The sequence below is a fragment of the Nocardia africana NBRC 100379 genome (assembly GCF_001612635.1).
Taxonomy (GTDB): domain Bacteria; phylum Actinomycetota; class Actinomycetes; order Mycobacteriales; family Mycobacteriaceae; genus Nocardia; species Nocardia africana.
The window spans coordinates 131,602-157,418 of sequence record NZ_BDAV01000006.1 but is presented as its reverse complement, the minus strand read 5'-3'; the positions used below and the strand labels follow the sequence as shown (position 1 = coordinate 157,418).

Sequence of the window (25,817 nt, the reverse complement as noted above, 5' to 3'; positions counted from 1 at the left end):
CCGCATGAACAACAACGCACTGCACACCATCGCCGACCGGATCCGCTCGCAGGTGGCCGCCTTCTGTGAGTCGGACCAGGTTCCCGGCTACGTCACCGGTGTCTATCACGCGGGCGAGCAGATCGTCGTCTCGCACGGCACCGCGAACCTCGCCACCGGCGCCCCGATGCGCGACGACACCGGTTTTCTCTTCGGTTCCGTCACCAAGGTGCTCACCACCACGCTCGTGCTGCAGCAGGTCGAACGCGGGCTGCTCGAACTCGATGCGCCGGTGGTGGACTACCTGCCCGAATTCGCGCTCCGCGATTCCGCTGCCGCGAGCAAAATCCTTGTCCGGCATCTGGTCTCACACACCAACGGCATCGATGCGGACCTGTTCTTCCCCGACGCGGAGGGCCGCGATGCCCTGAAACACTACGTGGAGGGCCTCGCGAGTTGCGGCACCCTGTTCGAACCCGGCGAGCAGCTCAGCTACTCCAACGGCGGCATGATCGTCGCGGGCCGGCTGCTCGAAGTCGTGACCGGCACGCCCTACCCGGACCTGCTCGAGCGGGAGTTGTTCGCCCCGGTCGGCATGGCGACGTCGAGTACCTCTGCGCGACAAGCGATTCTGCGCAGCACGGCGGTCGGGCACTTCATCGATCCCGAAACCGGAAGCGTCGAGCCGACCGGCATGTTCATGCTTCCCGACACCTGGGGACCCGCCGGCGGCACGCCGATCGGCACGGTCGCCGACCTGCTGGCGTTCGGGCGCACCCATCTCGCGAGTGGCGTCGCGCCGACCGGCGTCCGAATCCTGTCCGCGGAGTCTACGGCGGCGATGCACCAGGTGGCCCACGATATGCACACACCGAACGTCCCGCCGATGGGGCTCGGATGGGTGCGGTATCCGTTCGGCGACACCACGGTGCTGGCGATGTCGGGCGCGTCGCCGGGCGGGGTGTCCATCCTGTGCGTCGTCCCCGAACACGACCTGGTCTTCACCGCCTTCGGCAACATCTCCGGAGCGATCGTGCTGCACGACCGGCTGCTGCGGTGGCTGCTGACCGAGCACCTCGGCATCGAAATCCCCGCGCTCGTCGAGGAATTCGATACCGATGTCGACCTCACCCCGTACGTCGGCACCTACCGGTCCGGACAGCTCCGCGTCGATGTCGGCATCGTCGACGGGCAGCTCGAGGAGCGCGTGACCTACGAACCCGACGACGCGACGCAGGAACGCATCTTCACCGCGTTCGCCGGTGGCGCGACCTCGGCGCCCCCGCAACGCTACGTACCGGTCCGGCCCGGCCTGTTCGCCCCCGCCGGCTATCCGCCGGAGATCTTCGACGGCTACCTGCGATTGCTGCTCGTCTCCTACCACGACATTCGTGACGGTCGCGCCCGTTTCCGCAATGCCGGCGGCCGCCTGACCCGGCGCTGGTGAGCGGCCCGGCGCGCGGAAGGATGTCTCCTATGCTCACGATCGGACAGCTCGCCGACTATGCGGGGGTGACCGTCAAGGCCGTCCGCCACTATCACCAGCGCGGCCTGCTCGCCGAACCCGACCGCGACGCCTCGGGCTACCGCCGCTACACCGCGCAGCACGCGATCGACCTGGTCAAGATCAGAACACTGGCCCACGCCGGGGTGCCGCTGGCCCGTGTCAAGGATCTGCTCGACGCCGACCCCGGCGCCCTCGCGGCGGCCCTCACCGAGATCGACCACGATCTCGAACAACGCATCGAGCAGTTGCGCCGAACCCGGGATCAGCTCACGCAACTGCGCGGCGGGGACCGCCTCTACGTCTCCGCGGATGTCGCCGACCACCTCGACGAACTGCGTGAACTCGGCGTCAGCGAGCGCCAGATCCACCTGGAACGCGACGGGTGGATCCTCATACAGACCGCCTCACCCACCGCGGCGGAGGCATGGATCGCCGAAAAACGTGAACTACTCAGCGATCCCGAGTTTCGCGCCATCTATCTCGACTACGACGCCGTCTACGATTGCTCCCCGGAGGACCCGCGGCTACCCGAGTTGGCGGCGCGGACACGAGAGTGGTTCGCGCGCAGGGAGAATGGGTCGAGCGTCGTCCCGGATCACGACGCGACCATTGCCCGGCTGGCGGTTCAGTCGCAGCCCGGCGCGTCGTCCCCGGCGTGGGATCGGCTCGCCGAGCTGATGCGGGAGCCGAGCGAGGAGTAACGCTCGGCCGGACTGCCCGGTGAGCCCGATGCTCGGCTATCGGCAGAATGCCCTGCGCACTGCGGGCGTGGAACATGCTCGCTATCCGCGGAGGATCAGCGATGCGCTGGACACCGTCAGTCTGCACAAGGTGCACAGCGCGGCGCTGGCCCGGCTCGGGGCGGCGATAGCGCTTCCGGCGGGTGCGCCGATGTCCACACTGGCGGTCTACCCGGCCGCACCTGGCGAAACCCTCCGCGGGAGGGCGTGGCGCTTCTCAGCCGCCTGGCGGCGTGCGGTCGCAGGCAGTTCAACAGCCGCTACATACAGCGCTCTGGTCTCTCCGGCTTCGCGGTGGACTGTTGCGGAACTCCTCGATCAGGAGAACCGCCGGAGGCTGCTCCTGCGGGCGGCGATTTCTACGTCTGACCTGCGGTCGGTGTTCGGAAGGCGCGCCGATACGCGCCCGGCGTGGTGCCGACCTGATCGCGGAAGCGCCGCCGCAGATTGACCGCCGAGCCGAGACCCGCCCGGACCGCGATGGCATCGACCGGTAAATCCGTGTCCTCCAACAGAACTCGTGCCCGCGCCACCCGGCGCTCCAGTAACCACCCACCCGGACTGGTACCGAGCTGATCGGCGAACCGGCGCGCCAGCGTACGCGGCGAGACGTTGAGATGGGCGGCCATATCGCCAACCGACAACGATGTCTCGAGCCGCGCCTCCGCCCATGTCAACAGACCGTCGAATCCGTCCTCGATCGGCGACGGCGGCGCGTACTGAACCTGGCCGCCATCGCGATGCGGCGGCATCACCATGTGCCGCGCGATGAGTGCGGCGTGCGCGGCCCCGTGATCCGTGCGAACCAGGTGCAGGCACAAGTCGATCCCCGCGCCCGCCCCCGCACTCGTGGCCACATCGCCATGGTCGACATACAGCTGATCCGGTTCCACGCGCACCCGCGGAAACTCGCGCGCCAATTGCCCGGCGCGAGCCCAATGCGTCGTCGCCGAACGCCCGTCCAACAGCCCGGTCCGCGCCAACGCGAACACGCCGGAACAGATGGTGACCAGCCGCGCCCCACGGCCGTGCGCCCGAATCAGCGCCCGCCGCACCGGACCGGACAACGGCGTCTCCACCGGCAGCCACCCCGGAATGATCACGGTGTCCGCCGAGTCCAGCGCCGCCAAATCCAGCGTCACCGATATCGCATATCCCGCAGTCGTCGGCACGGCCCCCGGGACCTCCGTACACACCTCGAACTCGTAGTGCTGCGGCACGCCGTCGCGGTGGGTCCCGAAAACTTCTACAGCACAACCGAGTTCGAACGTCGACTGCACCGGCCGCACCAACGCCACCACACGATGCATGGCAGGAATGTACCCCTCGACGTCATCTCAGACACTGTCGGGACCCCCGCCGAATCCGGCACCGTGACAGGCATGAACCCCGAAATCCTCGCTCAGCCCGGCTACACCTGGACCGACGTCGCCGACGCCCCCACCCGCGAACTCTTCCCCGGCATCCGCCAACGTCAACTGTGGAAAGGCGACAACGGGGCCCACGCCCACGTCCTGGAAATGGACCCTGGCACCTCCTGGCCGCGCCGCGACGTGCACGAACCAGGCCCCGAGGAGGTCTACGTGCTGACCGGCACCTTCAACGACGGCGCACGGGATTATCCGGCAGGCACCTTCATCCATGCCCCGGCGGGCAGTTGGCACGTTCCGGCGAGCCAGACGGGGTGCACACTGTTCCTCTTCTATCCCGAAGGGTAATCCAGGCCCGCGCCGGCCGCACTCGGCTCAGAACTCCTGAGGTGGACCAGTATTGAAATCGAGGCCGCGCGGACCATCGATCGCTGACGACCCGATGCTGTCATCCAGAGCTGCTATTCGGCCGGGGCATATCGTTGACAGCGGTGTGTCTCGAAGGCTCAGATCACGGTGGACGGCGCGTTCTTACTTAGGAAACTCTTGTAAGTTTTGCGGATCTCAGCCTGGAGATAACCTGCCTGTGATGAGTTGGGCACGACATTTCCCTCAAATTCTCGGTGGCGTGCATCGAAATACTTTGCAGCGCTGGGAGAACGGGTGTTGGAAACGAATATTTCGCTTTGCGTACGAACATCAGCACGCAAGCCCTCGAAATTCCTCGCCAATCCGATTCCTAAGTTGGAAACGTAGTACTTGCATTCGATAATGAGTAACGCTTGGCTGCCACGGGGCGCGATGCGTTGGGCACGGCAGATTCGTGCTTCCTCGGCAGGAAGCACGAGAACATCACATTCGTGTAGCACACCTGAGCTTCCTTGGACATATACCCCGAGGTGGACTTCGAGGCTCGGAGCGCCGCTGAAATCGATCACTGCATGGGTGAACGGCTGGGTGTCCCCGTATAACTGGCCTGGGCCGGTGCGGAAGACCAGTTGGTCAGTCTCTATCCCGTGGACATCCTCGTACCGGACCGTCGCGCCATGCCGACTTGCGGTGCTGACGACCAGTGAGAAGACGAATCCTTCGTACACATCAGGTGGGGCCGAGGATGATTTGTAGGAAATGTCCTCCGTCCCAAGGCATGTGCGTATCTCAGAAATTAGCTGCGCGAGCGCACTCGGAGTTGAGGCGTTGGTCACTCCGCGACCTCCTGTGCCGCCTGCGCGAACAACTCACTAAGCTGGTGACGCTGCGCGGCGTGGTCCCTACGTAATGCGATAGCGGTTCGATTACGAGGCCGTACTTCGTCTTCGGGGCGAAACGTAACGGTCTCGGCCACTCTTCGAGCCCCCTCCTCGTTTCTTGGAACCTCCTGCAAGATGCGAAGAGTTTCAAGTTCGATATCCGGAAGCTCAACCAGCACCCGCCGCAGAGCTTCCAGCAGCACCTCCACGCGTTCTGCATCAGTCATAGGTCGCGTGGTGATCACCAAGGTTCCTTGTTTCCGGGATGTCTCGTACTCCTTGCTTGAAATAGCCTCTGGATCAAAGACCTGGTAGAGAGCCACATCGGCATCCTCCGATTGCTGAACTGCCCCCCGTCGACGTCGCAGCACCTTCTCCTGGGGAATACCTGCAGCGATGGCGTCATCGACGTCGTCCAGCAGCCATGCCAGACTGCTATCGGAAATCACCGACCGTATCTCGGTCTCAACTGCCAACAGTTGGTGCGAATCCATCCCACCCCTCCACGTAACCGTTCAACCTACTCCACGCCCATTGTGCGCGTCCGAGCCGTTTTGGCACAGTCATTTCACCGATGCCTCTCGAAAGGTGCAGTGGCTCAATGCGATTCGATCTGCCCGACGCGGAGAGCAGCGAGTGTGTGGAAGCGTGCGTTTAGGCAGTGGGTTCTGCTAACCCGCCGCGCTTTACGGCCGCGGTGAAAGCATCCCAATCAGCCGGAGTGAAGGCGAGTGCGGGGCCGGTCGGGTTCTTCGAGTCGCGCACGCCGACCGTGCCGTCGGCGAGGAAGGCCACCTCGACACAGTCTTGGCTGCCGCCGCTGTGGCTGCTCTTGAACCAGCGAGCCATGGATAGATCAGCGTTCACTTCGCGAACTCCCTTGCCTTGTCCCGCAGCATTTTTCTGCTGTCCTGCTCGTTCAACGCTACCTGTCCGAGTGCAGCGTGCGCACTGCGATACCGCTGCACGAGATCCGCGTCATCGAAGTACATCGCTCCCGTGTAGCCCTCGGCATACACCACAGGAGGTTCGGCCGGGCGGCCGTCCCCGGACTCTCCGAAACTCAGGATGGTGAAAGGACCGGTCAAGTCGCCCAGTGGAAGGCCGGCGGCGAAGGGCAGGACTCGGATTCGGATGTTCGGTCGAGTTCCGATATCGGCGAGGTAGCGCAGTTGTGCGTCCATGATTCGCCGGTTCCCGATGATTCGATGCAGCGCCGACTCGTCGAGGATGATGTCGGCCGGTACGGGATCCGACTTCTTGGTCAGCAGAATTTGGCGTCGCACCCGCATTTCGACCCTACGGGCGATTTCGCCGTCCGGTTCCGATGGATGTGCCTGCCGGGTGACGGTTCGAGCGTAGTCGGGTATCTGGAGCAGGCCAGGGATGAGTTCTTGGAACGAAATCAGCTTGGCGGCGGCTGCTTCCAAGCCCATGTACACATCGAAGTTCACCGGGATCAGGTCCCCGTACTGATGCCACCAGCTCTTGCTGTTTCCCTGCTGGGCAAGTCCTTTGAGCGCCTCGGTGGTCGTGTCGTCGGCGCCGCAGACCTGGCAGATCGCGTCGACGTCCCACAACCGGATCCGGTCGGCGGTGCCGGTCTCCAGCCGCTGGACCGTCGTGGCGCCGCGTTCGATGCGGCGCGCGAGCTCCGCGATCGTCAGTCCGGATCCCTGACGGAGCTCCCGCAGATACCGTCCGAGCTGACGGCGGGGGAGCGTCGAACTGATATCCACCATGACGAGCTGCCTCCTTTGGATGCGGCGATCCGGGGTTGTGGATGGACACCGCGGGGTTCTGGGACGACGAGCTTGGACTTCTGATGAATCCCGACGGATTATCCACTGTTGCTTGTGCGGGCGTCGCGAATTCACTGTGCTGGGAACGTATTTGGGACGGAGCGTGCCGAACGGCCGTCGGTCCCCTCCCATCGAACCGAGGCATCGCGGTAATGACAGCAGATCGAATGGAACGGCCCGAGCTGGAGAATTCGTTGGCACCCACACACGGACGAGATCACGCGGCAGTTGGCGAGCGTATCACCGAGACCGACGGTTTGCGCGCGGTATGGCGATCGACGCGAAATCCTCACGGCCGCATCGAAATTACACACCTCATCGACGCGAACGCGCAACCGCGACAGGTTGTGAGATTCGCGCCCGGCACGGACCTTGCCCAGGCGCGGGAACTGTGTCCGAAGTGGAATCGTCTGTGGGACACCGTGAAGCACGATTACTGGGCAGACATAGCCGCTTCGGCCGGCTGCGCACCGGTGACTGGAGGGGAGAACCTCCGGTGAAAGACACGAGGCCCATGCTTCCTGGCCGTGCTCGGCGGACTGCTATTCGAGCACCCATCGGAAAGGCGCGGGACGTGAGGGGCCGGAACGCGACGAGAGAAGAGGCGGAATCGGTCGCGGCGCTGCGGGATGTCGCCGGTGCGCTGGCGGTGGTGTCGGTCGCGCGCCGCAAGGCTGTCGGGCTGGTCCGTACCGAGATCTCGGGCCCCGACACAGCCAGGCACGACATCGAAATCCAATGTCTTGCTCATCATCTCGGATTTCGCTGGATGTGCACGTTGCGCCCGCCCGAGTCCATGAGCGATCCGATCGGCAACATTCTCGCGATCGCGGCGGGGATGGACGCGTCTGCCATCCTCGTCTTCGACCTGGCCCACGTCGACGATCTGCCCGAACGTGTGACCGCCGACTTCGATCTGGCCACCGTCGCACCGCCCCGGTTGTGGCTCACCGGAACGACGCAACCGTATGCCGTAGAGCCGCCACCGTTGAACGACTGCACCTGGGAGCCCACTCACCTCGAACGAGACTGTGCGCGCCGATTGTGGGAGATCCACCGTGATTGCTTCCCCGGCTGCCTGGCGGGGCTCGCGGCGAGTGCGGCGCTGTCGGCGCTGGACGAGGTGGACTGAGGTGGCCGAAGCGGATGGGCACGCGCACGGCTCTCCAATCGGTAACAGCGTCGGCCCGGACCCGGTCAGGTTCGCGATGGGCTCGACCGAGGCGTCGATGTGGCTGAACTATTCGTGCGAACTAGGGCTCATTGCACGGCGTGTGTTGGGTGTAGCCAGGCGGGTGCCCCGTCGTGCGAGGCGATCGATAGACGAACGGAATAGAGCGATCGCAGGCTGTGCGCCTTTTGCTCACAGGACGGCTGTCCCTTTTACGAAAACGCTAGCTGGGGGGCTGCCGCAGCCCCTATCCTCACCAAGCACGAGGTGACGGTGTCGGCTGATGGTCGATGGCGAAACCCCTGCCGCGCTTGTTGGTTCATTCTCTGGAGTCACTCCCTTTGTCAACCCCATCTTCGGACCTGTCTGCTGCTCCCGGCCACGCCGTCCAGCAGGCCGGCACCCCGTTCGACACCGACGGCCCCCGGATCGTCCTGGACACACCGGAATTCGTTGCCGATCCGCATCGCGCCTATGAAGCGATGCGCCGTCGCTATGGCTCCATGGTGCCGATCGAGCTGGCGCCCGGCGTGCCGGCGACGCTGGTTATCGGCTATCACACCGCGTTGCAGATCCTCAACGATCCCGACCATTTCCCGGCGGACCCGCGGGCATGGGAGAGAACCATTCCCGAGGACTGCCCGGTGCTGCCGATCATGCGCTGGTATCCGAACGTGATTCGCAGTGCGGGCAGTGCTCATGCGCGGTACCGGCAGGCGTTCACGTCCGCCTTCGACAGGGTCGACCTTCACGAGTTGCACAGCACCGTCGAGAAGATCGCGATCCCCCTGATCAACGAATTCTGCGAAGCCGGTTCGGCGGATCTGGTCTCGCAGTACGCGTTCCCGCTGGCGTTCGAGGTCCTGAATCGGATGGTGGGTTGTTCGGCCGAGCTGGGCCGGCGCGTGGCCACCGGGATGGCGGCGATCTTCGACACGATCAACGCGGCGTGGGGGATGGACCATATGAGTCAGGCGCTGATGGAGCAGGTCCAGCTGCGCCGCAACGCACCCGGCGACGACGTCACCTCACATCTGGCGCATCATCCGTCCAAGCTCACCGACGAGGAGATGCTCCGCAATCTCATCGTCTTCTACGGCGGGGGTATCGAGCCGCAGCAGAACCTGATTTCCAACACGCTGCTGCTGATGATCACCGACGAGCGGTTCGGCGGCGACATTCTCGGCGGCAGCATGTCGACTCGCGATGCACTGGACGAGGTGCTGTTCACCGATCCGCCGCTGGCCAACTTCTGCATGAGCTATCCGCGCCAGCCGATCCTGATCGACAACACCTGGCTGCCGGCCCATCAGCCGGTGGTGATCAGTCTGGCCGCCTGCAACAACGATCCGGAGATCGCGGGCGGCGACCGCACCGGGAATCGCTCGCATCTGTCCTGGGGTGCGGGACCGCATGCGTGTCCGGCCCGATCGGTGGCGTATCTGGTGGTGCAGGATGCGATCGATCAGCTGCTCGACGCGCTGCCGGAGATTCGCCTCGCCGTCGATCCGAGCGAGATCCGTTGGCGGCCCGGTCCGTTCCATCGCTCGATGACGGCGCTGCCGGTCGTCTTCCCTCCGGCGCCTCGGCTGAACCTGGGTACCTGATCAGGTGAGGCGGCGTAGCGGACCTCGTTCGCTTCCCGGATTCGCCGATGCCACGAAGTGGACTGCTCCAGCTCCTGCGGCCCGATTCGTACATCTGGGTGACCTTCTCCTGCGCACCTGACTTCCGCTCCTCTTGTGATGATCAATAAGCGGAACCGAGTGGCCGTCGCGCGCGTCCTAGACTCCAGGAGGATGTGTGCGCGGGGACCAACGGGAGGCATCGGTGATACGTAAGGCGGCTACGGCTGTGCTGGCGGCTGCGGCGGTGTTGGTGGTGGGGGCCGGGTGTTCCTCGTCGACTTCCGGGACGGCCTCGCCGGAGACGAGTGATCCGAAGGCGGCGACCGCGGCGTTGTGGGATCCGTGCACGCAGGTTACGGATGGCGTGTTGCGACAGGTCGGCGTTGATCCGAACACGCGGGAATCCGGTATCGGGGGAGTGGCCGTCGACGGGTGGAAGTCATGTACCTGGCATGACACCCCCAACTGGGAGTACTCGCTGACGGTTTGGTCATCTGTCAACTCCATCGACGACCTCAAGCAGAAGGATGGCAACACCGACTTCGTGGACACAACTGTCGGTGGACGGGCAGGTGTTCAGTACAAAGGCGGCTCAGGGGCGAATGGTGAACAGTGCTTCGTCTCGTTCCCTGCGAAACAGGGCATCGTAGAAGTTTCGGCGTTGAACGTAACGACTCGTACGTCGGTATCCGCATGTGACCGTGTTTCGTCCGCCGCTGCCGTAATCGTTCCGATTCTGCCGCGCTGAAGGGGTCCTATGAGCTCGAACGATGACGTCACTTTGTGGAAGCACCTGGCAGAGGAGTCGAAGGCCGGGCGTCTCGATCTCGATCCGTCTGTATCCCGCGATTGCCTGAAAGCCTGCGAGGACCAGATTCAGGTTTACAAGGAATGTCAGACGATGCTTGGCAACATGACGCACGTTACCGGGCTCGGCGACTTTCCAGCCGCAGATCAACTCGCAAAAATGTTGGGCGCCAAGGCAAAAGGCGGAGAAGGGGACTTCAACACTGCATTCACCGAGCACATCCAGGTGCTCGAGTTGATCCGCGACACCATCAAGCATTCCGTCGACCGCCTCGTCGACCACGACCAGCAGAACGCCGGCACCATCGCCGGCTCCGAGAACCACTGACCGGGGGAGCACATGGTACTTCCACTCGTCCCGCTGGTTGCCGCCCTCTGGGAGCAGCACAAGGGCGGCCCGCCCGACTCTTTCGGGAATGCGCAGGGCGATCAGAGTCCGGACGCGACGGCCGCGCGCAACCGGATCAGTCAGATCGTGAACGGTGGATTCGGAGGGCAGTACCAGAATCCGCAGGTCGCGCAGGACGCGTACAAGAATCCGCAGAACATCGACAATCTGTACGACCGCATTCAGAAGATGCAGCCGAGCACGGTGGTGACGTTGCACAACTTCTGGGAGGGGCTGCGGAACAAAATCGAGAACGGGCACAACACTTTCGGGCCGCAGATTCAGAAGGCCATTCAGGAGAAGTGGCAGGGTGCCGCAGCGCAGAAGACTGCCGAGGGCATCAAGAGTTTCACCGAGAAAGAGAAAGATCTGGTGAGCTCCGCCCAGTTGGTCAGCGAGAAGGTGAAGTTGGTGCGCTCGGCGGTGGAGATCACCAAACCTGCCGCGCAGCCGACTCCGCAGACGAGTTGGACCAGCGATCTTGCCGGCTGGGTGCCGGGGCCGACGTGGAAGCTCAACGACCACCGCAAAACCCAGGCCAACGCGGCGAACGAACACTTGATCAACAATGTGTTCTATCCGGCGGTGCGCGAGAGTGATACGCAGGTGCCGTTGGCGCCGCGACCATACAATCCGGTGAATACGCCGGACGACAACACGCAGTGGAAGCCGCCTGGAGTCCCACCGGTCGGTCCACCGCCGAAAGGCCCCGACGATGGCCACGGCCCCGGCGATACCAACCAGCCGAAACCGCCGAACCCCGACCAAGGTCCGGGCGACGGCACCACACCGAGCGCTGTCGATCCGTCGACGCTGACCAACTCGACGCAGAATCCCGCGAATACCACGTCGGCGAGCACCACGCCCACGGGATGGGATCCATCAGCGGCGGGTACGCCGACCACCCCTTCTTCGACGACGCCTGCCGGTATCGACCCGCGCACCGGGCTCCCGTACGGCTCGGGCGGGCCCGGCGTCGCGGGAACCTATGGCGGGTCGGGTAATTCGGCCGGTCGCGGAACATCGGTGCCCGGTTCCGGTAACCCGGGACAGGGGACGGGTCGCGGAGTGCCCGCCGCCGCGGCCAGGGGCACCGCCGGGATGAACGGTATGCCCGGCATGATGCCGCCCGGCGCCAAGAAGAAAGAGGACGAGAAGACCCACAAGTCCAAGATCAGCGAGGAGTTGGTGTCGCGGGACAACGGCGACGAACTGACCGGCCTCTCCGAGGAACAACGGCAGAAGACCGTCCCGCCGGTCTTGGGTGAATAGCCTATGGCAGGGTGGACTTTCAGCGCGCTCGGCTTCACCGTCCTGTGGCGTGCCGCCGGACACGACGTCCTGCCGTACCCCTTGCAGTTCCGCTCCACCGCCGAGACCTCGGACGAGCTGGAAGCCCAGTGGAAAGCCGAGGCCGCCGACCTCGCCGGCCGCATCGACGACAACGCCGAAGCCGCGGTGCGCATTCTCCACGGCCCGGAGTCACGGATCGAGATCGCCGGATTCGCCGCCGCGGCAAACGGTTCGGGGGACCTCGAGCAAATGGGCGATCCGCGTCATCGCGTCCGCATCCACGCGGCCGTGCACTACCAGCAGGCAGTCCTGGTCACCCAGCAACCCTCACCCGACCCGGAATCCGGTGGGACCGTGCGAATGTCGCTGCTGCGCGCCGAAACCCTCACCCGCCACCTGCTCGCCGCCATCCCGGGCCACGCCCGAGGCACCCGCCCCGCGTTGCGGGTCAACCGCGCCGACCTCACCGATGACGACCGCCCCTACACCGCCTTCCACGACGACGCCCCCCGCTCCCCACGCGACGAAGCCGCCCGCTTCTTCGAACGCCCTCGCAGCACCGTCCTCCACGTCGCCGTCTGCCCCGGCCCCGCCTGGGACCGCCGCCCCACGCCGGCCCGCGATTTCCACATCATGGACTATTCGGACGGCCGCTACCTCGTCCGCCACACCAAACACGACCTCCGCGCCGACCCCGCCGACACATCCATCATCCAGACCCACCTGCAACGCCTCATCGACGCGACGGTCCAGGGCTTCCGCGAGGACAACGACCCGAGTTATGCGTGAGGTGTTTCCCGGTATGCGGACCCGGTCCCGGCCTCCCGCATCAGTATTCGAGTTCGTGCCACCCGATGACGATGGGGAACGGGAAATCTATCCGTACTTCTTCCGAGTCGGCGGGGGACCATTCGCCGGCGAGTAGGTAATTGGCGGAATGCAGCGGCCGGACGCCCGGGGGTAAATCGCCATGCCCCGTTTCGAGGGCGTAGGCGCGAATCGTGGCGATCGCGCTTTCCGTTCGAGCCAAGGTCACTTCCCAGTACCAGGGTATTCCGGCACCCGCATAGCGCGCCTTCTTGGCTTCCATATCGGACTGGGTGTTGGTCGGCGACAGTACCTCGCCGACCAGCAAGGCGTCGACCGAGCGGATATCCTGGTACGGAGATCCCAGGCAACGATGGACGAAAAAGTCCGGCCTCGAGAAGTCGGACTTACCGGTATTGCCGAGGAAAACGTTCGTCTCGGTCGTCACTCGCCAACACTCGTCGGGAACCGTTCGAGTGACTTCCCGAGTGTGCCGCTCGAGCGCAGCCCACAGACGGTTGGTGAAGATCTGATGCTCGGCCGGACCGCGGCGAACCCACACCACCCGACCATTCCACAGCTCGATCTGCGCGGCGATTTCCTCGGGCAACTGTTCAAGTTCCTCCCAGGTCATGAACTCCGGGAGGTCGGGACGCTCGATCCGCGGCTGGGGCACGCCGTCATCGTAGGCCCACCCGATGGACCGATGCGGTGGCTGCGGAAGGGACCGGGGTATGTCCACCGAGCGCTCCTCGTGTGCAGCGAATTGAACGGCTACTGCTGCTGATCTTGGTAGAACGCGCGGACGTGGGCGGCGTGGCCGTCCTGGTCGAGTTCGACGACATCGAGGACTCGGTTGCCGTTTTCGCGGCGGTAGAGCAGGGCGTATCCGCCGGGGCTTGTCAGCAGTGCTTCTTCGGTGAACGTGAGGCCGGGAGCGAGCTGCAATCCGAGCTCGAAGTGCTTGCGTAGCTCGGATTTGCCGCGCAGCCGGCCGTCGGGTTTGCCCCACCGGCGCGTCACGGTAGCGGCGACGAAGTCGACGTTGTCGGCGTAACAGGCCATGATCGCGTCGAGGTCGCGTGCGTTCCATGCTGCCAGCCAGGTGTCGGCGTGTGCTCGAGCTTCCATATCCGCATTATGCGGGCGGGCAATTGCTCTCTGCGGGAATAAATTTCGTCCCTCCGAGGTTGAATGGGGTCGCGTCTGTCGCGGCGGGACCGGACGGACGCGTCGGCGACGAACACCGGGTGCGTACGAACCCGGAGATACAAGGAGAACCGATGCCCGGACCGGAGTTTGCGACGCTGCGCGATCAGATAGCCGCGTTGCAGGCCAGGACAATCTCGGCGACCGAGCTGCTCGAACTGAGCATCGCGCGGATCGAGAAGTTCGACGAGAAAGTCAACGCCGTCGTGGTGCGGGATTTCGAACGCGCTCGCGTCGCGGCGAAGCAGGCCGATGCGGCGCTGGCGCGGGGTGAGGACGCGCCGTTGCTCGGCGTTCCGGTCGCGGTGAAGGAATCGTTCAATATCGCCGGTCTGCCGACCACGTGGGGCAACCCTGACGCGAAGGGCTGGGAGCCGGCCGAGGATGCGGTGCTGGTGTCGCGCGTGAAGGCAGCGGGCGGAGTTGTCGTCGGCAAAACGAATGTGCCGTTCTTCCTGCGTGATTGGCAGTCCTACAACGAGATCTACGGCACGACCAACAATCCGTGGGATCCGACCCGGTCGCCCGGTGGCTCGTCCGGAGGGTCGGCTGCCGCGCTCGCGGCGGGGTATGTCTCGCTCGCACTCGGCTCCGATATCGGCGGCTCCTTGCGGGTGCCGGCGCACTTCTGCGGCATCTACTCGCACAAACCGTCCCGCACGCTGCTGCCGGGGCGCGGACACATACCGCCGCGCACGCCGGCGCTGGCGGCTCCGGCGGACCTTCCCGTCGTCGGGCCGATGACCCGCAGTGCCGCCGACCTGACCTTGGCGACGCGGCTGCCGGCCGGTCCCGACGATGCGGAGGCGGTCGCCTACAAGCTGGAGTTGCCACCGCCGCGCGGCGAGGAACTCGCCCAGTTCCGTGTGCTGATCATCGACAACCATCCGTTGGTGCCGACCTCCACAGTGATCCGCGACGGTTTCGAACGGATCGCGCAGGGACTCGAGAAGGCCGGTGCGGTAGTCGCACGGCAGAGCGTGTTGCTGCCCGACCTCACACTCACCGCGAAAACCTATTTCACACTGCTGATGTCGCAATTCGGCGCCGATGCCCCGCCCGAAGCCATCCGGGCGATCCAAGCCGCCGTGGCCGCAATTCCGCCGGAGACCGACACCATGGAGGCGGTGATCCAACGAGCGTTCGTCGCCGGTCACGGCGACTGGGTGAAGGCCGACCGCGTCCGCATCGGCCTGGCCGACGGGTGGCGACGCCTGTTCACGGAATTCGACGTCGTGCTCTGCCCCATCACGCCGACACCCGCGTTCCCCCACGACCATTCGGAGATGGACACCCGCACCATCGAGATCGACGGCACTGCCCACCCGTACAACTACAACCTGATCTGGGCGAGTATCGCCACCCTGCTCGGGCTACCGGCGACCGCCGCACCCATCGGACGTTCCCCGGAAGGGCTGCCCTTCGGCATGCAGATCATCGGCCCCTACCTCGAAGACCCGACGACCCTGCGGTTCGCCGAACTACTCGAGCAGGAGTTCGGGGGATTCACCCCGCCTCCCGGCTTCGAGTAGGTCTCCTGGCCGCGCTGCCGGGAACACACGCGACGCAAACCGCTTGCGCTCGAATGTGGTTCAGGTGGGCCGGCATGCGTCGTTATGACGACTGCCGACCCCCATGGGGCGCCGAATGCGCCCCGGTCGCCCGTGATGTGGGAGACTTCTCCGCGCTCGAACTCACTTGTTCATCACGATTCATTCAGCACCCTGTTTGGAACGGATAGCAGGTTGCTCCTTCCGTGGGCGTTGCGGAACGCCGAGAGGTGCCGGGCGATGGGGTGGTCAGCGAGGTCGATGGCGTTGTCGCCTCGGGTGGCCGGACCTGGGACGGTGCGGGTTGGGAGCCGGATTGTGCGCGGGGGTGGTCCTTGCCGGCCATGTAGCCGATGCCGCAGATGAGGATCAAGGCTGCGGCGACGCCCAGGAGTGCGGTGCGGAGGCGGTGGCGTGCTGGGGGGTGGGTTCGAGGGCCGAAGTCTGTGCCTGGCTCCTGCCAGTGGGGGTTCGGTGCTTCGGCCTGGTGGGAGGTGGTCGGCGGGGTGTCGGAGGGGGACGGGCTGCGGGTGGGCTCGTCCTTTCTCCTGGTAGCTGCCGGGGGGACCGGGGCGAAGTTCGAAGGCTGTGTCGTTGAACCTGCTGGAGCCGCTGCGGTTGGACCGTTGGGGACCGGTTCGGCTCTGGACGCGGTAGCCGGTGTCGGGTCCACTCTCGGTGCGGGTGCGGGTGCGGGTGCGGGTGCGGGTGCGGGTGCGGGTGCGGGTGCGGGTGCGGGTGCGGGCGTCGAAGCAGCTGAGTCCGTGTCTTCTTCCCTCCGAACCGCCGATACCTCGGTGGGGAATCCTTCGGCCACGAGGTCGGCATACAGTCGCCGGCGGCTTTCGGCGTCGCGGGTGCGGTCGACTCGCAGGGCGGTCAGCACGGTGACGACCAGCTCGGCGGTCCACGGGGTTCGGTCGCGGTGCTGGGCGGTTCGGCCGAACCACGAGTAGAGCTGGGAGGCGCTGTCGCCGAGGAGGACGGTGAATCCGCCGGGCATCGGGCCTTTGTCCAGGGTGACCGTGGTGCCGGACTTGGGCATGAGCAGGACGAGGCCGTCCACGAACGGTTCCGGGCCGCGTGTCAGTTCGGCGACGAAGGTCCGCAGGGCGGACACGGGTCTGCGCACTTGGTGCAGGGGGTTGAGGTCGTCGCCGCGGAGTTGGACCGGGTCGGCGTGTGTGCCGGGGACGGACCACCGCTCGTTCATCGAACACGAGAGCGGTCCGCGGGCCTTCTTGCGTAGCGCGTCGACCTCGATGACGGCCGCCGCATACGGGGTGAAAACCAGAAGATCGGCTTGGGTGCTCCCGCCGTCCAGCCTCGGGATGTAGACGCCGGAGAGGGCGATTCCGGGATGGGTGACGTAGTTCGCGAGCCATTCGACGACCTGCTGTTCGGTCTTCGGTGTGGTGATGTCGCCGTTGATTATCAGCATGGCCGGTTCGACCTCCAGAAGCGTTGTAACACATCAACGTTAACCGAGGCCTTCCACCGAAAGTCGCGTGATAACACTGCGCTACAACGGCTTTCGATCGGTAATCGCTGGTGGGCTGCTCGAGCGCCGATGGCGGGCCGAAAAGTGAGAAAAGACAACAGATTCCGACCGGACGGAATGTCGACTCGGGGTGGAGGCCGATCAGGAGACCGTGCCCGACAAGGCCGACAGCGCGCTGCGCACTGCCTCCGGGGATGTGGATCTCCGGCAAGGCGATTCCGGATGCGGAGCACCGCTTCCCGACGTGGGATGCCGACTGGGACACCATCACCTTGTCGCCGACCTCGACGGTCCGCGGTTGGGAAACACTGGCGATCATCGTGGGCTGATGGGCCGGACCGAGCGGGCGTTCCGGTCGCGTGAAGCGCAGGGCGACGACAGAGTTCACCGAACCGTCGTTTCGGGGACGTTCCGGTATGTCAGAGTCTGACGGTATGGGTGTTCTGCGGCGCATGGCGGCCGGTAGTGCCGTCGCGATGAGTCTGGTCGCACTGTCCGGATGTGGCGGGAGCGGCGAAACCGCGCATCCGGGCGCGATACCCCTGGTCTCCACCAGCGACCTTCCGGCGGCGCAACCCGGCGAGGTGCATCTGTTCGGGATCAACGATCTGCACGGCAATCTGGAACCGCCGCAGGCGAGCAACGGGCAGGTCGGGGAGTACACCGCGGGCGGGGCGGCGTATCTGGCCACCCATCTGCAGCGGTTGCGGGCGGCATATCCGAACAGCGCGGTGGTGTCGGCGGGGGACAATATCGGGGCGAGTCCACTGGTCTCCTCGTTGTTCCACGACGAGCCGACGATCGGCTACCTCAACCGAATCGGGGTGGCGGCGTCGGCAGTCGGCAATCACGAACTGGACCATGGCGTCGTGGAGCTGGGACGGTTGCGCGCGGGTGGATGTGCGCTGGACGGGTGCTCTCCGGGGGAGCCGTTCACGGGAGCACGTTTCGATTTCCTCGCCGCCAATCTCACCGACTCCCGCGGTGAGCCGCCGGCCGGGGTGCGGCCGTGGACGATGCTGACGATCGGCGGGCACAAGATCGGTGTCGTCGGGGTGGTGACGCCCGATACGGTGAATCTCGTTTTCCCGGAGGGGATTCGCGGCTACACCTTCGGTGAGGAAGCCGAGGCGATCAACAAGTACGTGCCCGCCATGAAACAGGCAGGCGCGGAAACCGTTGTCGCCCTGGTGCACGACGGCGGCTCCCAGGGAACACCGGCCAAGACCACCGATTACAACGGTTGTGCCGACATCAGTCCCGATGTGCCGGCGCTGGCGGCGCATACGGATCCTGACGTTCGAGTGCTGCTCACCGCGCACAGCCATCAGGCCTACAACTGCGAATTCGACGGCAAGGTGGTCACGCAGGCAGCGTCCTACGGGCGCTTGATCACCGATGTCACACTGCGGTTCGATCGCGGGAAGGTGTCCGCGCACGCTGTGAACCGGGTGGTGACCCGCGATGTCGCGGCCGATCCGGCGGTGAACGAGTCGATCGGATTCTTCTCCGGGCAGGCGGCGCCGCGCGCGCAACGGGTCGTGGGCACCGCCACGGCGCCGCTGACGCGCAGTGATCGCGGTGGCGGGGAATCCCCGCTGGGTGCGGTGATCGCCGATGCGATGCTCGATGTCACCCACGATTCGGCGCAGGCCGTGGCGGCGTTCATGAATCCGGGCGGTGTGCGCGCCGATATCGGCCCCGGGCCGATCAGTTACGGCAGCATCTACGAGACGCAGCCGTTCGGCAATCAGGTCGTCACCGTGACCCTGACCGGTCGCCAGATCCTGGACCTGCTGGAACAGCAGTGGGACAACAAGAGCAAACCCGCCGTGCTCTCGGTCGCGGGCATCTCCTACTCCTACGACGACAAGGCAGCGCCCGGGCACAAGGTGATCGCCGACTCCGTCCGCATCGGCGACCGGCCCCTGAATCCGGTCGCGACCTACCGGGTGACCACCAACAATTTCCTCGCCTCCGGCGGCGACGGCTTCGCGGTGTTCACGCGGGGCACGGATACGACGGTCGGCCCGACCGATCTGGACGCCTTGGAGACCTACCTGCGTGATCGCGGAGCGGTCGGTCCGCCGGAAGAGCGCGTTCAGCGACGCTGAGTGGGGTCGTGGCACGCGGTCACCCCGTCGATGTGGAAGCTGCTCGCGGGTCTGTGCCACCGCGATCGCGCGGATCCGGGTAGAGGATGACCCTTCGGGGCGCGATACGCCGAGTTGGCCCACATTTGTGCTCGCGGCAGGCACAATGCGGACATGCGCGGCGGGCGCGAGCAGCCAGCAGCAGACCGCCGGGCGGGACGGGAGCCGGGCGGGGATGGGGCGCGGAAGCGGCACGGGCGGCATTACACGCCGCCGCGGTTGGCGGAGTTTCTCGCGGAGCGGATGCTCGCGCACGTACGGCCGGGAAGCGAGCTGTCGGTGCTCGACCCCGCGTGTGGGGACGGTGAGTTGCTGTCGGCGGTGGCACGTGTTGCGGCGCAACAGTTTCCGGACATTTCCCTGCGCCTCGTGGGCTATGACCTGAATGCCGAGGCGGTGCGTGGGGCTCAGGCACGCGGCGCGCAGTGGGCCAGCCGATTCGTGAGTCGCTCGGAGGGGGACACCAGCCCCGGACATCAGGCGAGACCGCGGACTGCGGGTGCGGACGGCGGGTGCTTCGACACTGCCCCTGGCGCATGTCCCGGGCCGATCCTGGATCGCATCACCATCGAATGGCGCGTGGGTGATTTCCTCTGTGCGGCAACCGAGTTGGCAGACGAACACTTCGACGCCGTGATCACGAATCCTCCCTATGTGCGGACTCAGCAGCTCGGCGGCGCGACCGCGCAGATGTTGAGCAAGCAGTTCGGGCTGTCGGGACGTATCGACCTGACCCATCCGTTCGTCGCGACGATTCCGCGGCTGTTGCGGCCCGGCGGGGTACTCGGCCTGCTGTGCGCCAATCGGTTTCTCAGCACCAAGGCCGGGGCGAACCTGCGGGCACTGCTGTATGCGGAGCTGACGCCGGTGGAGCTCTACGACCTCGGAGATACTCGGCTGTTCGAGGCGTCGGTGCTGCCCGCGGTGACGATCGCGGTGCGCGGTCACGAGCAGCGCGGTTGCCGGTTTGTCACGGCCTACGAGTCCGAGCGGGAACCGACGGCCGGTGCGGACCTGTTCGAGGCTTTGATCAGCCCGGCCGATTCCGTGGTCGAACACGCCGGTCGGCCCATCGCGGTGGAGACCGGAACGCTGTGGACCGGTGCGCACCACAACGCAGGCCGATCGGGGACGCCGGAGCGTGCAGTGGTGAGTGCGCCTTCGCAATGTGCCGATGGTGCCGACGTCGAGTCCGACGGCGAACCACGCACCGGCGCTTTCGATCCCGCCATCCCGTGGCGCATGTCGCGACCGGATACGGACGAGTGGCTGGGCCGCATCGCCGCCGCCACCTGGCGCACGTTCGGCGACGTCGCGCGAATCAGGGTGGGCATCAAGACGAATGCGGATCGGGTCTTCATCTCGGATCGGTGGGAGGATCGGCCCTGCTGTCCGGAGCCCGAACTGCTCCGGGAGCTGCTGACTCATCACGATCTTGCTCCGTGGCGGATCGCCCGCGCCCGCGACACCCGGGTGCTGTATCCCTACGAGATTTCCTGTTCGTGCCGCACACCGGTCGATCTGAGCGAATATCCGGATGCCGCAGCCTATCTCGCTCAATACAAGGACACCCTGGCGGCTCGTGACTATCTCACCGGCACCGGGCGGGAGTGGTTCGAGATCTGGGTGCCGCAGCGGCCGCATCTGTGGTGCCGTCCGAAGGTGGTGTTCCCGGATATCAGTGTGGCGCCGCGGTTCGCGCTCGACCGCAGCGGGGCGGTGGTGAACGGGGACTGCTACTGGATGTCGCTGGCCGATATCGGGGACGAGCGGATCGCGTATCTGCTGATGGGCGTGGCCAATTCGACGCTCGGGCTGCGGTTCTACGATGCCGTGTGCGGGAATCGGCTCTATGCCGGGCGGCGCCGGTGGATCACGCAGTATGTCACCCGGCTGCCGCTGCCCGATCCGAATACCGATGCGGGACAGCGGCTCACCGATCTGGCTCGCGAATTGGCGAACGGCGCGGCCGAACCCGATGCCGCGCTACTCGATCGGCGAGTGGCGGCGGCATTCGGGCTGGGCGATACCGGGGTAGGCCCGCCCGAGGGCCGTCAGGCGGTGTGACCGCCGACCATCGGCAGCAAGGTCCGGCGGGCAAAGGCGCGGGCGGCCTCCGCATCCGAGAGCGGGATCAGCCCGTCGGGAGTCAATGCCAGCGATTGCGCCAGCCGGGCCATGATCTCGGCGACGAGGTCGGCATCGAAATCCAGCTGGGCGTTGGCCTTCTGCAAACCGCGCAGCTTGTCGCCCAGGTAGGCGCGCCCGACCGCGAGGATCGGCCCGGCGTCGGTGGTCAGGCGCGGCAGGATCAGCTCCGGCTCGGTGCGCAGCAGCCGCTGCAGCAGCTCGTTGTGCGCCAGCGCGGTGATGAAGACGACGAAGATCTCCACCAGCTGATCCTCGTTGTCGGTGATACTGCCGACCCGCTGTTCGATATCGGCGACGAAGCGCTGCGCCTCGCGCACGCTCACCGCCTCGACCAGATCGTTCTTCGATTCGAAGCGGCGATACAGCGTCGCGGGGCTGATGCCCGCGCGGCGTGCGATCTCACCCATGCTGGTCCGCTTGATCCCGAAGTCCAGGAAGGCCGACAGCGCACTCTCGAGCAGCTGCTCACCGTCGGAGCGGGGCTTCTCGAGGATGCGGGCCAGGATGGACGGAACAGGGGGCATGGGGTCTCCAGTCGAGTCGGCGAATGACCGCGTCGATGCGGAAGGCTGACGCTCATTATCTCATCGCGCCGGACCGCGACCGACGTCCCCGACCGGGCTCACACGGCCCGCGCTCATCGCAGATTGAATGCGGCCATTTCCTGCTCGATCGCATTCGCGGCGAAATCGATTCCGCTGGAACGTAATTCGTGGACTCGACGCTGTAGCGCCTCGATGCCACCGGGTTGGGCCGCGATATCGGCCACACTGATCCGCCCCTTGGGTCGGTGCATACCGGACTGCTCGTACGACACCGTCTAACCTCCTGCATACCCACGTCGCAGTACGCCGCCCGAGGCGATGATTCACTGCCGCGGACCGCGAACATGCTGCGACGATGCTACCAAGAGATCAACATGGACGCTTGACCAGTGTGGCCCGACTCACAACTGAATGCCGGTGTCGCGGTGAGTGCTCATATTGTGCAGATAGACCGCGGCGTTGAGCTTGATGCGATCGCGTTCGGCATCGCCGAGTTCGCGCCGCACCTTGCCCGGCACACCCGCGACCAGGGAGCCGGGCGGGATCTTCGCTCCCTCGGGAATCAGGGCGTTGGCGGCGATGAGGCTGCCCTCGCCGATCACCGCGCCGTTGAGCACGGTCGCGCCCATGCCGACCAGCACGTCGTCGCCGATCGTGCAGCCGTGCAGGATCGCGTTGTGGCCCACCGATACTCCGCTGCCGACCCGCAGTTCGAATCCCGGGTCGGCGTGCAGCACGCAGCCGTCCTGGATGTTGGTGCCGGCGCCGATGCTGATGTCCTCCATATCGCCGCGGATCACCGCGCCGTACCAGATGCTGACCTGTTCATCCAGCCGCACCCGGCCGATCACCGTGGCCGTCGGCGCCACCCACGCGGTGTCGTCGATCTGCGGCTCGTGCTCACCCAGCTTGATCATCATGCAGGTCAACATAGCTGGCCCGGAACTGCGCGCGATGTGCGGCCGGTGGCAGCCCGAGCGTGCGATGGAAATGGTGGCGCAGATTCATCGCCGTGCCCAGGCCGGTTTCCGCGGCGATGCGGTCCATCGTGTCGTCGGTGGATTCCAGGAGTAGCCGAGCGCGATCGATGCGCTGATCGAGCAGCCAGCGTTGCGGGCTGGATCCGGTGCGTTCGCGGAAGCGGCGGGTGAAGGTGCGTCGCGACATCAGGGCGGTGCGGGCCCAGCCGTCCAGATCGATCGGGTGGTCCAGATGCGTTCGCGCCCAGACCATCGCGCGTTCGATCGGGTCGTCGTCGGAGGCGTCGGGCACCGCGAGCGGTATGTACTGCGCCTGCGACCCGGCGCGGTAGGGGGCCAGTACCAGCGTGCGGGCGAGTTCGGTCGCGGCGCGGGCGCCGTGGTCGGCGCGCACCAGATGCAGGCAACAATCCAGTGCCGCAGCCACTCCCGCGGAGGTCACCACATCGCCGAGGTCGGTCCACAGCCGATCCGCGCGCACGGTCACCGCGGGAAACGCGCGGGCCAGGTCCGGGGCCAGACCCCAGTGCGTGGTGACTTCGCGCCCGTCCGCCAGGCCGGTGGCGGCGACGACCCAGGAGCCGCGGCACAATCCGACGATGCGGGCGCCGCGCTGGTGTGCGCACCACAGGGCCGACGAAATGGTTTCGGGCACGGGAAGTTCCGGGTTCCAACTGGGTATCACCACGGTCTCCGCCCGGTCGACCGCCTCCGGGCCGTGGCGCACGACGAGGTCGACATCGCCTGGCGTGCTGAGGATTCCGGGAACTTCCGCGCAGGTGAGCACCTGGTAGGGCGAGCTGTGCTGCACGCTGGTGCCGATGCGCCCGAACACCATCCCGGGAACGGACAGATGAAACGGGCTGATTCCGTCGAAGGCGATCACCGCGACCACATGCATGGCCCGATATTATCGAGGAGTGGCCTTCGGGCCACTGTTCGGGCGTGCCGAATGGGGACAGGCTGGTGCTCATGACGAACACGCTCTCCACCACGGTCGAACTCCTGCACATCGGCGGCCCCACCGTCCGGCTGAACTACGGCGGGCTGGTCTGGCTGACCGATCCGACCTTCGACGAACCCGGCGACTACTCCGCCGGTGCGCTCACCCTGCACAAACTGACCGGCCCGGCCGTCGCCGCGGATCGGGTGGGCCCGGTGGACGTGGTGCTGCTCTCGCACGATCAGCATCCCGACAATCTCGATCCGGCCGGCCGTGAGTTCATGGCCGGCGTCGAGACCGTGTTGTCCACGCCCGAAGCGGCCGGGCGTGTGGAAGGCGTTCGGGGACTGAGGGTGTGGGAGTCGGTGAGCGTCGGCGCCGTCACCGTCACCGCGGTACCGGCGCTGCACGGGCCGGAGGGCGCCGAGGCGCTGAGCGGCACGGTCACCGGCTTCGTCTTGCAGGCCGAGGACCTGCCGACGATCTACATCTCCGGCGACAACGCCTCCGTCGACTACGTCGAGCGCATCGTGGCGACAGTCGGCCGCATCGACATCGCCCTGCTCAATGTCGGCGCCGCGAACGTGGGCCGCTTCGGCGATCGCGACGTGACACTCAATGCGCGCACGGCGCTGGCCGCGGCCCGGGTGCTCGGCGAGGCGGTCGTGGTGCCGGTGCACGCCGAGGGCTGGGCGCACTTCACCGAGACGCTCGATCACCTGCGGCGCACCTTCGGCTACGGCGGGCGCGAGAAGCAACTGCGGATCCCGCCGCTGGGCGAGTCGATCACCGTGTGACGCCGATGCCGGGCTGCCGGGCGCGGATCGATTGCCGATTGGTTGCGGTTGTGTGAATCGCCGCGACATGATCATGGCACCGCGCCCGGATCAGGGCCACGATGGCGGTATGAGAATCGGGGTTCCGCGCGAGATCAAACCGCAGGAGAGCCGGGTCGCCCTCGCCCCGGCCGGCGCCGTCGAACTCACCCGGCACGGTCATCGGGTGCTGATCGAATCCGGCGCCGGGCTGGGGTCCGGATTCACCGACGCCGAGTACGCGGCCGCCGGGGCGGATATCGCTCCGAGCGCCGACGTGGTGTGGGGCGAGGCGGAACTGGTGTTGAAGGTGAAAGAGCCGATCGCCCCCGAATATTCGCGCATGCGCGCCGGGCAGGTGCTGTTCACCTTCCTGCACCTGGCCGCCTCCCGGGAATGCACCGATGCCGTACTGGCCTCCGGCATCACGGCCATCGCCTACGAAACCGTGCGCGGACCCGATGGATCGCTGCCGCTGCTGACGCCGATGAGCGAGATCGCCGGCAAACTCGCACCCCAGGTCGGCGCCTACCATCTGATGGCGCCCGAAGGTGGCGCCGGAGTGTTGCTGGGCGGCGTGCCGGGGGTGCGTCCGGCGGAAGTGGTGGTGATCGGCGGCGGGGTAGCGGGCACGAGCGCGGCGACGGTGGCGGTCGGGATGGGCGCGCGGGTGATCGTGCTCGACACCAATCCGGTGCGGTTGCGCGAGCTCGATGTCCGGTTCGCCGGCCGGGTCACCCCCCTCGCCTCGAATACCGCCGACATCGAGCGGGCAGTCCTCGCCGCGGATCTGGTGATCGGCTCGGTGCTGCTGCCCGGAGCGCGTGCGCCGCAACTGGTTCCGGACACCTTGGTGCGGCGCATGCGGCCGGGGACGGTGCTGGTCGACATCGCCATCGACCAGGGCGGTTGTTTCCAGAGCTCGCACCCCACCACGCACGCCGAACCGACCTTCCCCGTGGCGAATTCGCTGTTCTATTGCGTCGCGAACATGCCCGGCGCGGTCCCGCACACCGCCACCGTAGCGTTGACCAACGCCACGCTGCCCTATGTGCGGACCATCGCCGATCTCGGCTGGCGGGCGGCCTGCCGTGCCGACCCGGGCCTCGAGGCCGGGCTCACCGCCGATGCGGGACAACTTTATTCGCCGGAGGTGGCCCGGGCGCACGGCCTGGTCGGGGTCGGTCCCGGGGCGGGGTGGCAGACATGCCGGTGACGAGCCACGCCG

Annotated in this window: 27 protein-coding genes; 15 read left to right on the top strand and 12 right to left on the bottom strand. The window is 66.2% G+C overall.

Going from position 1 to position 25,817, the window contains the following annotated elements; translation table 11 throughout:
• The first annotated feature begins 4 nt into the window (after positions 1-4).
• Both NA3_RS08800 and NA3_RS08795 read left to right on the top strand, forming a co-directional pair.
• Positions 5-1,426 carry a serine hydrolase domain-containing protein gene (locus NA3_RS08800; protein ID WP_218021791.1) on the top strand — a complete coding sequence of 474 codons (1,422 nt, stop codon included), beginning with the start codon at positions 5-7 and terminating at the stop codon, positions 1,424-1,426.
• 29 nt (positions 1,427-1,455) lie between these two features.
• The gene (locus NA3_RS08795) at positions 1,456-2,187 is read left to right on the top strand and encodes a MerR family transcriptional regulator (RefSeq protein WP_062963081.1); all 732 of its coding nucleotides are present in this window, start codon (positions 1,456-1,458) and stop codon (positions 2,185-2,187) included.
• Positions 2,188-2,585: 398 nt separating this feature from the next.
• On the opposite strand, the gene NA3_RS08790 is transcribed toward NA3_RS08795, so the two are convergent.
• Positions 2,586-3,536, bottom strand: coding sequence for a GlxA family transcriptional regulator (locus tag NA3_RS08790; RefSeq protein WP_062963080.1), 951 nt, complete (start codon positions 3,534-3,536; stop codon positions 2,586-2,588).
• 72 nt (positions 3,537-3,608) lie between these two features.
• Here NA3_RS08790 and NA3_RS08785 point away from each other — a divergent pair, with 72 nt between their 5' ends.
• Positions 3,609-3,944 carry a cupin domain-containing protein gene (locus NA3_RS08785; protein ID WP_062963079.1) on the top strand — a complete coding sequence of 112 codons (336 nt, stop codon included), beginning with the start codon at positions 3,609-3,611 and terminating at the stop codon, positions 3,942-3,944.
• Between the two features lie 158 nt (positions 3,945-4,102).
• Here the strand turns inward: NA3_RS08785 and NA3_RS36770 are convergent, their stop codons facing one another.
• The 4 genes from NA3_RS36770 to NA3_RS08775 all read right to left on the bottom strand — a co-directional run bounded on the left by NA3_RS36770 (position 4,103) and on the right by NA3_RS08775 (position 6,588).
• Entirely contained in the window at positions 4,103-4,801 is a 699-nt protein-coding gene (locus NA3_RS36770; RefSeq protein ID WP_128145148.1) for a hypothetical protein, read from the bottom strand.
• Positions 4,798-5,340, bottom strand: a complete 543-nt coding sequence (locus NA3_RS08780; protein WP_062963078.1) for a hypothetical protein — start codon at positions 5,338-5,340, stop codon at positions 4,798-4,800. Before NA3_RS08780 ends, NA3_RS36770 begins: the two co-directional genes overlap by 4 nt.
• A 160-nt stretch (positions 5,341-5,500) precedes the next feature.
• Entirely contained in the window at positions 5,501-5,713 is a 213-nt protein-coding gene (locus NA3_RS35855; protein WP_084491400.1) for a DUF397 domain-containing protein, read from the bottom strand.
• Positions 5,710-6,588 carry a helix-turn-helix domain-containing protein gene (locus NA3_RS08775; RefSeq protein WP_062963077.1) on the bottom strand — a complete coding sequence of 293 codons (879 nt, stop codon included), beginning with the start codon at positions 6,586-6,588 and terminating at the stop codon, positions 5,710-5,712. Before NA3_RS08775 ends, NA3_RS35855 begins: the two co-directional genes overlap by 4 nt.
• A gap of 634 nt (positions 6,589-7,222) precedes the next feature.
• Between NA3_RS08775 and NA3_RS08765 the strand changes: the two genes are divergently transcribed.
• The 6 genes from NA3_RS08765 (at position 7,223) to NA3_RS08745 (ending at position 12,724) form a co-directional block, all read left to right on the top strand.
• Positions 7,223-7,780, top strand: a complete 558-nt coding sequence (locus NA3_RS08765; protein ID WP_062963075.1) for a hypothetical protein — start codon at positions 7,223-7,225, stop codon at positions 7,778-7,780.
• A 380-nt stretch (positions 7,781-8,160) separates the two neighbouring features.
• A complete protein-coding gene (locus NA3_RS08760) occupies positions 8,161-9,426 on the top strand; it encodes a cytochrome P450 (protein ID WP_062963543.1) in 1,266 nt (421 codons plus the stop codon).
• Positions 9,427-9,673: 247 nt separating this feature from the next.
• Positions 9,674-10,195 (top strand): DUF3558 domain-containing protein, encoded by a 522-nt coding sequence (locus NA3_RS35850; RefSeq protein ID WP_167354973.1) that lies wholly within the window; start codon positions 9,674-9,676, stop codon positions 10,193-10,195.
• A gap of 9 nt (positions 10,196-10,204) precedes the next feature.
• On the top strand, positions 10,205-10,582 hold the full coding sequence (locus NA3_RS08755) for a hypothetical protein (RefSeq protein WP_062963074.1): 378 nt from the start codon (positions 10,205-10,207) through the stop codon (positions 10,580-10,582).
• 12 nt (positions 10,583-10,594) lie between these two features.
• Positions 10,595-11,914 (top strand): hypothetical protein, encoded by a 1,320-nt coding sequence (locus NA3_RS08750; protein WP_062963073.1) that lies wholly within the window; start codon positions 10,595-10,597, stop codon positions 11,912-11,914.
• Positions 11,915-11,917: 3 nt separating this feature from the next.
• Entirely contained in the window at positions 11,918-12,724 is an 807-nt protein-coding gene (locus NA3_RS08745; RefSeq protein ID WP_062963072.1) for an ESX secretion-associated protein EspG, read from the top strand.
• A 40-nt stretch (positions 12,725-12,764) separates the two neighbouring features.
• On the opposite strand, the gene NA3_RS08740 is transcribed toward NA3_RS08745, so the two are convergent.
• Both NA3_RS08740 and NA3_RS08735 read right to left on the bottom strand, forming a co-directional pair.
• Positions 12,765-13,376, bottom strand: coding sequence for a Uma2 family endonuclease (locus tag NA3_RS08740; protein WP_062963542.1), 612 nt, complete (start codon positions 13,374-13,376; stop codon positions 12,765-12,767).
• Positions 13,377-13,516: 140 nt separating this feature from the next.
• Positions 13,517-13,873: a YybH family protein gene (locus NA3_RS08735; protein WP_062963071.1), complete on the bottom strand. Its 357-nt coding sequence runs from the start codon at positions 13,871-13,873 to the stop codon at positions 13,517-13,519.
• Here NA3_RS08735 and NA3_RS08730 point away from each other — a divergent pair.
• On the top strand, positions 13,858-15,483 hold the full coding sequence (locus NA3_RS08730; protein ID WP_227995318.1) for an amidase: 1,626 nt from the start codon (positions 13,858-13,860) through the stop codon (positions 15,481-15,483). The two genes, NA3_RS08735 and NA3_RS08730, sit on opposite strands and share 16 nt — an antisense overlap.
• A gap of 184 nt (positions 15,484-15,667) precedes the next feature.
• Here the strand turns inward: NA3_RS08730 and NA3_RS08725 are convergent, their stop codons facing one another.
• Positions 15,668-16,942: a nuclease-related domain-containing protein gene (locus NA3_RS08725; protein ID WP_062963069.1), complete on the bottom strand. Its 1,275-nt coding sequence runs from the start codon at positions 16,940-16,942 to the stop codon at positions 15,668-15,670.
• A 254-nt stretch (positions 16,943-17,196) separates the two neighbouring features.
• Between NA3_RS08725 and NA3_RS38140 the strand changes: the two genes are divergently transcribed.
• From NA3_RS38140 to NA3_RS08715, 3 genes are all read left to right on the top strand, one after another.
• Positions 17,197-17,331, top strand: a complete 135-nt coding sequence (locus NA3_RS38140; protein WP_218021790.1) for a cytochrome P450 — start codon at positions 17,197-17,199, stop codon at positions 17,329-17,331.
• Between the two features lie 105 nt (positions 17,332-17,436).
• On the top strand, positions 17,437-19,116 hold the full coding sequence (locus NA3_RS08720; RefSeq protein ID WP_227995317.1) for a bifunctional metallophosphatase/5'-nucleotidase: 1,680 nt from the start codon (positions 17,437-17,439) through the stop codon (positions 19,114-19,116).
• Positions 19,117-19,269: 153 nt separating this feature from the next.
• Positions 19,270-21,222: an Eco57I restriction-modification methylase domain-containing protein gene (locus tag NA3_RS08715; RefSeq protein WP_062963068.1), complete on the top strand. Its 1,953-nt coding sequence runs from the start codon at positions 19,270-19,272 to the stop codon at positions 21,220-21,222.
• Here the strand turns inward: NA3_RS08715 and NA3_RS08710 are convergent.
• The 4 genes from NA3_RS08710 to NA3_RS08695 all read right to left on the bottom strand — a co-directional run bounded on the left by NA3_RS08710 (position 21,210) and on the right by NA3_RS08695 (position 23,732).
• Positions 21,210-21,830, bottom strand: coding sequence for a TetR/AcrR family transcriptional regulator (locus NA3_RS08710; RefSeq protein ID WP_062963067.1), 621 nt, complete (start codon positions 21,828-21,830; stop codon positions 21,210-21,212). The two genes, NA3_RS08715 and NA3_RS08710, sit on opposite strands and share 13 nt — an antisense overlap.
• A 113-nt stretch (positions 21,831-21,943) precedes the next feature.
• Positions 21,944-22,123, bottom strand: coding sequence for a hypothetical protein (locus NA3_RS08705; RefSeq protein ID WP_062963066.1), 180 nt, complete (start codon positions 22,121-22,123; stop codon positions 21,944-21,946).
• Between the two features lie 129 nt (positions 22,124-22,252).
• Positions 22,253-22,771 carry a gamma carbonic anhydrase family protein gene (locus NA3_RS08700; protein ID WP_174561061.1) on the bottom strand — a complete coding sequence of 173 codons (519 nt, stop codon included), beginning with the start codon at positions 22,769-22,771 and terminating at the stop codon, positions 22,253-22,255.
• Positions 22,752-23,732, bottom strand: a complete 981-nt coding sequence (locus NA3_RS08695; RefSeq protein WP_062963065.1) for a GlxA family transcriptional regulator — start codon at positions 23,730-23,732, stop codon at positions 22,752-22,754. Before NA3_RS08695 ends, NA3_RS08700 begins: the two co-directional genes overlap by 20 nt.
• Positions 23,733-23,803: 71 nt before the next feature.
• Between NA3_RS08695 and NA3_RS08690 the strand changes: the two genes are divergently transcribed.
• Entirely contained in the window at positions 23,804-24,571 is a 768-nt protein-coding gene (locus tag NA3_RS08690) for an MBL fold metallo-hydrolase (protein WP_062963064.1), read from the top strand.
• 109 nt (positions 24,572-24,680) lie between these two features.
• Complete coding sequence (ald, locus tag NA3_RS08685; protein WP_062963539.1) at positions 24,681-25,805, top strand: alanine dehydrogenase; 1,125 nt, start codon at positions 24,681-24,683, stop codon at positions 25,803-25,805.
• Positions 25,806-25,817: the final 12 nt, after the last annotated feature.

Bases quoted from the DNA above. Each gene is read 5' to 3' on its own strand.
- NA3_RS08800 (WP_218021791.1), top strand. From the start codon at position 5: ATGAACAACAACGCACTGCACACCATCGCCGACCGGATCCGCTCGCAG.
- NA3_RS08795 (WP_062963081.1), top strand. From the start codon at position 1,456: ATGCTCACGATCGGACAGCTCGCCGACTATGCGGGGGTGACCGTCAAG.
- NA3_RS08790 (WP_062963080.1), bottom strand. From the start codon at position 3,536: ATGCATCGTGTGGTGGCGTTGGTGCGGCCGGTGCAGTCGACGTTCGAA.
- NA3_RS08785 (WP_062963079.1), top strand. From the start codon at position 3,609: ATGAACCCCGAAATCCTCGCTCAGCCCGGCTACACCTGGACCGACGTC.
- NA3_RS08780 (WP_062963078.1), bottom strand. From the start codon at position 5,340: ATGGATTCGCACCAACTGTTGGCAGTTGAGACCGAGATACGGTCGGTG.
- NA3_RS08775 (WP_062963077.1), bottom strand. From the start codon at position 6,588: ATGGTGGATATCAGTTCGACGCTCCCCCGCCGTCAGCTCGGACGGTAT.
- NA3_RS08755 (WP_062963074.1), top strand. From the start codon at position 10,205: ATGAGCTCGAACGATGACGTCACTTTGTGGAAGCACCTGGCAGAGGAG.
- NA3_RS08750 (WP_062963073.1), top strand. From the start codon at position 10,595: ATGGTACTTCCACTCGTCCCGCTGGTTGCCGCCCTCTGGGAGCAGCAC.
- NA3_RS08745 (WP_062963072.1), top strand. From the start codon at position 11,918: ATGGCAGGGTGGACTTTCAGCGCGCTCGGCTTCACCGTCCTGTGGCGT.
- NA3_RS08740 (WP_062963542.1), bottom strand. From the start codon at position 13,376: ATGACCTGGGAGGAACTTGAACAGTTGCCCGAGGAAATCGCCGCGCAG.
- NA3_RS08735 (WP_062963071.1), bottom strand. From the start codon at position 13,873: ATGGAAGCTCGAGCACACGCCGACACCTGGCTGGCAGCATGGAACGCA.
- NA3_RS08725 (WP_062963069.1), bottom strand. From the start codon at position 16,942: ATGCTGATAATCAACGGCGACATCACCACACCGAAGACCGAACAGCAG.
- NA3_RS38140 (WP_218021790.1), top strand. From the start codon at position 17,197: ATGTGGATCTCCGGCAAGGCGATTCCGGATGCGGAGCACCGCTTCCCG.
- NA3_RS08720 (WP_227995317.1), top strand. From the start codon at position 17,437: ATGGGTGTTCTGCGGCGCATGGCGGCCGGTAGTGCCGTCGCGATGAGT.
- NA3_RS08715 (WP_062963068.1), top strand. From the start codon at position 19,270: ATGCGCGGCGGGCGCGAGCAGCCAGCAGCAGACCGCCGGGCGGGACGG.
- NA3_RS08710 (WP_062963067.1), bottom strand. From the start codon at position 21,830: ATGCCCCCTGTTCCGTCCATCCTGGCCCGCATCCTCGAGAAGCCCCGC.
- NA3_RS08700 (WP_174561061.1), bottom strand. From the start codon at position 22,771: ATGATGATCAAGCTGGGTGAGCACGAGCCGCAGATCGACGACACCGCG.
- NA3_RS08695 (WP_062963065.1), bottom strand. From the start codon at position 23,732: ATGCATGTGGTCGCGGTGATCGCCTTCGACGGAATCAGCCCGTTTCAT.
- NA3_RS08690 (WP_062963064.1), top strand. From the start codon at position 23,804: ATGACGAACACGCTCTCCACCACGGTCGAACTCCTGCACATCGGCGGC.
- ald (WP_062963539.1), top strand. From the start codon at position 24,681: ATGAGAATCGGGGTTCCGCGCGAGATCAAACCGCAGGAGAGCCGGGTC.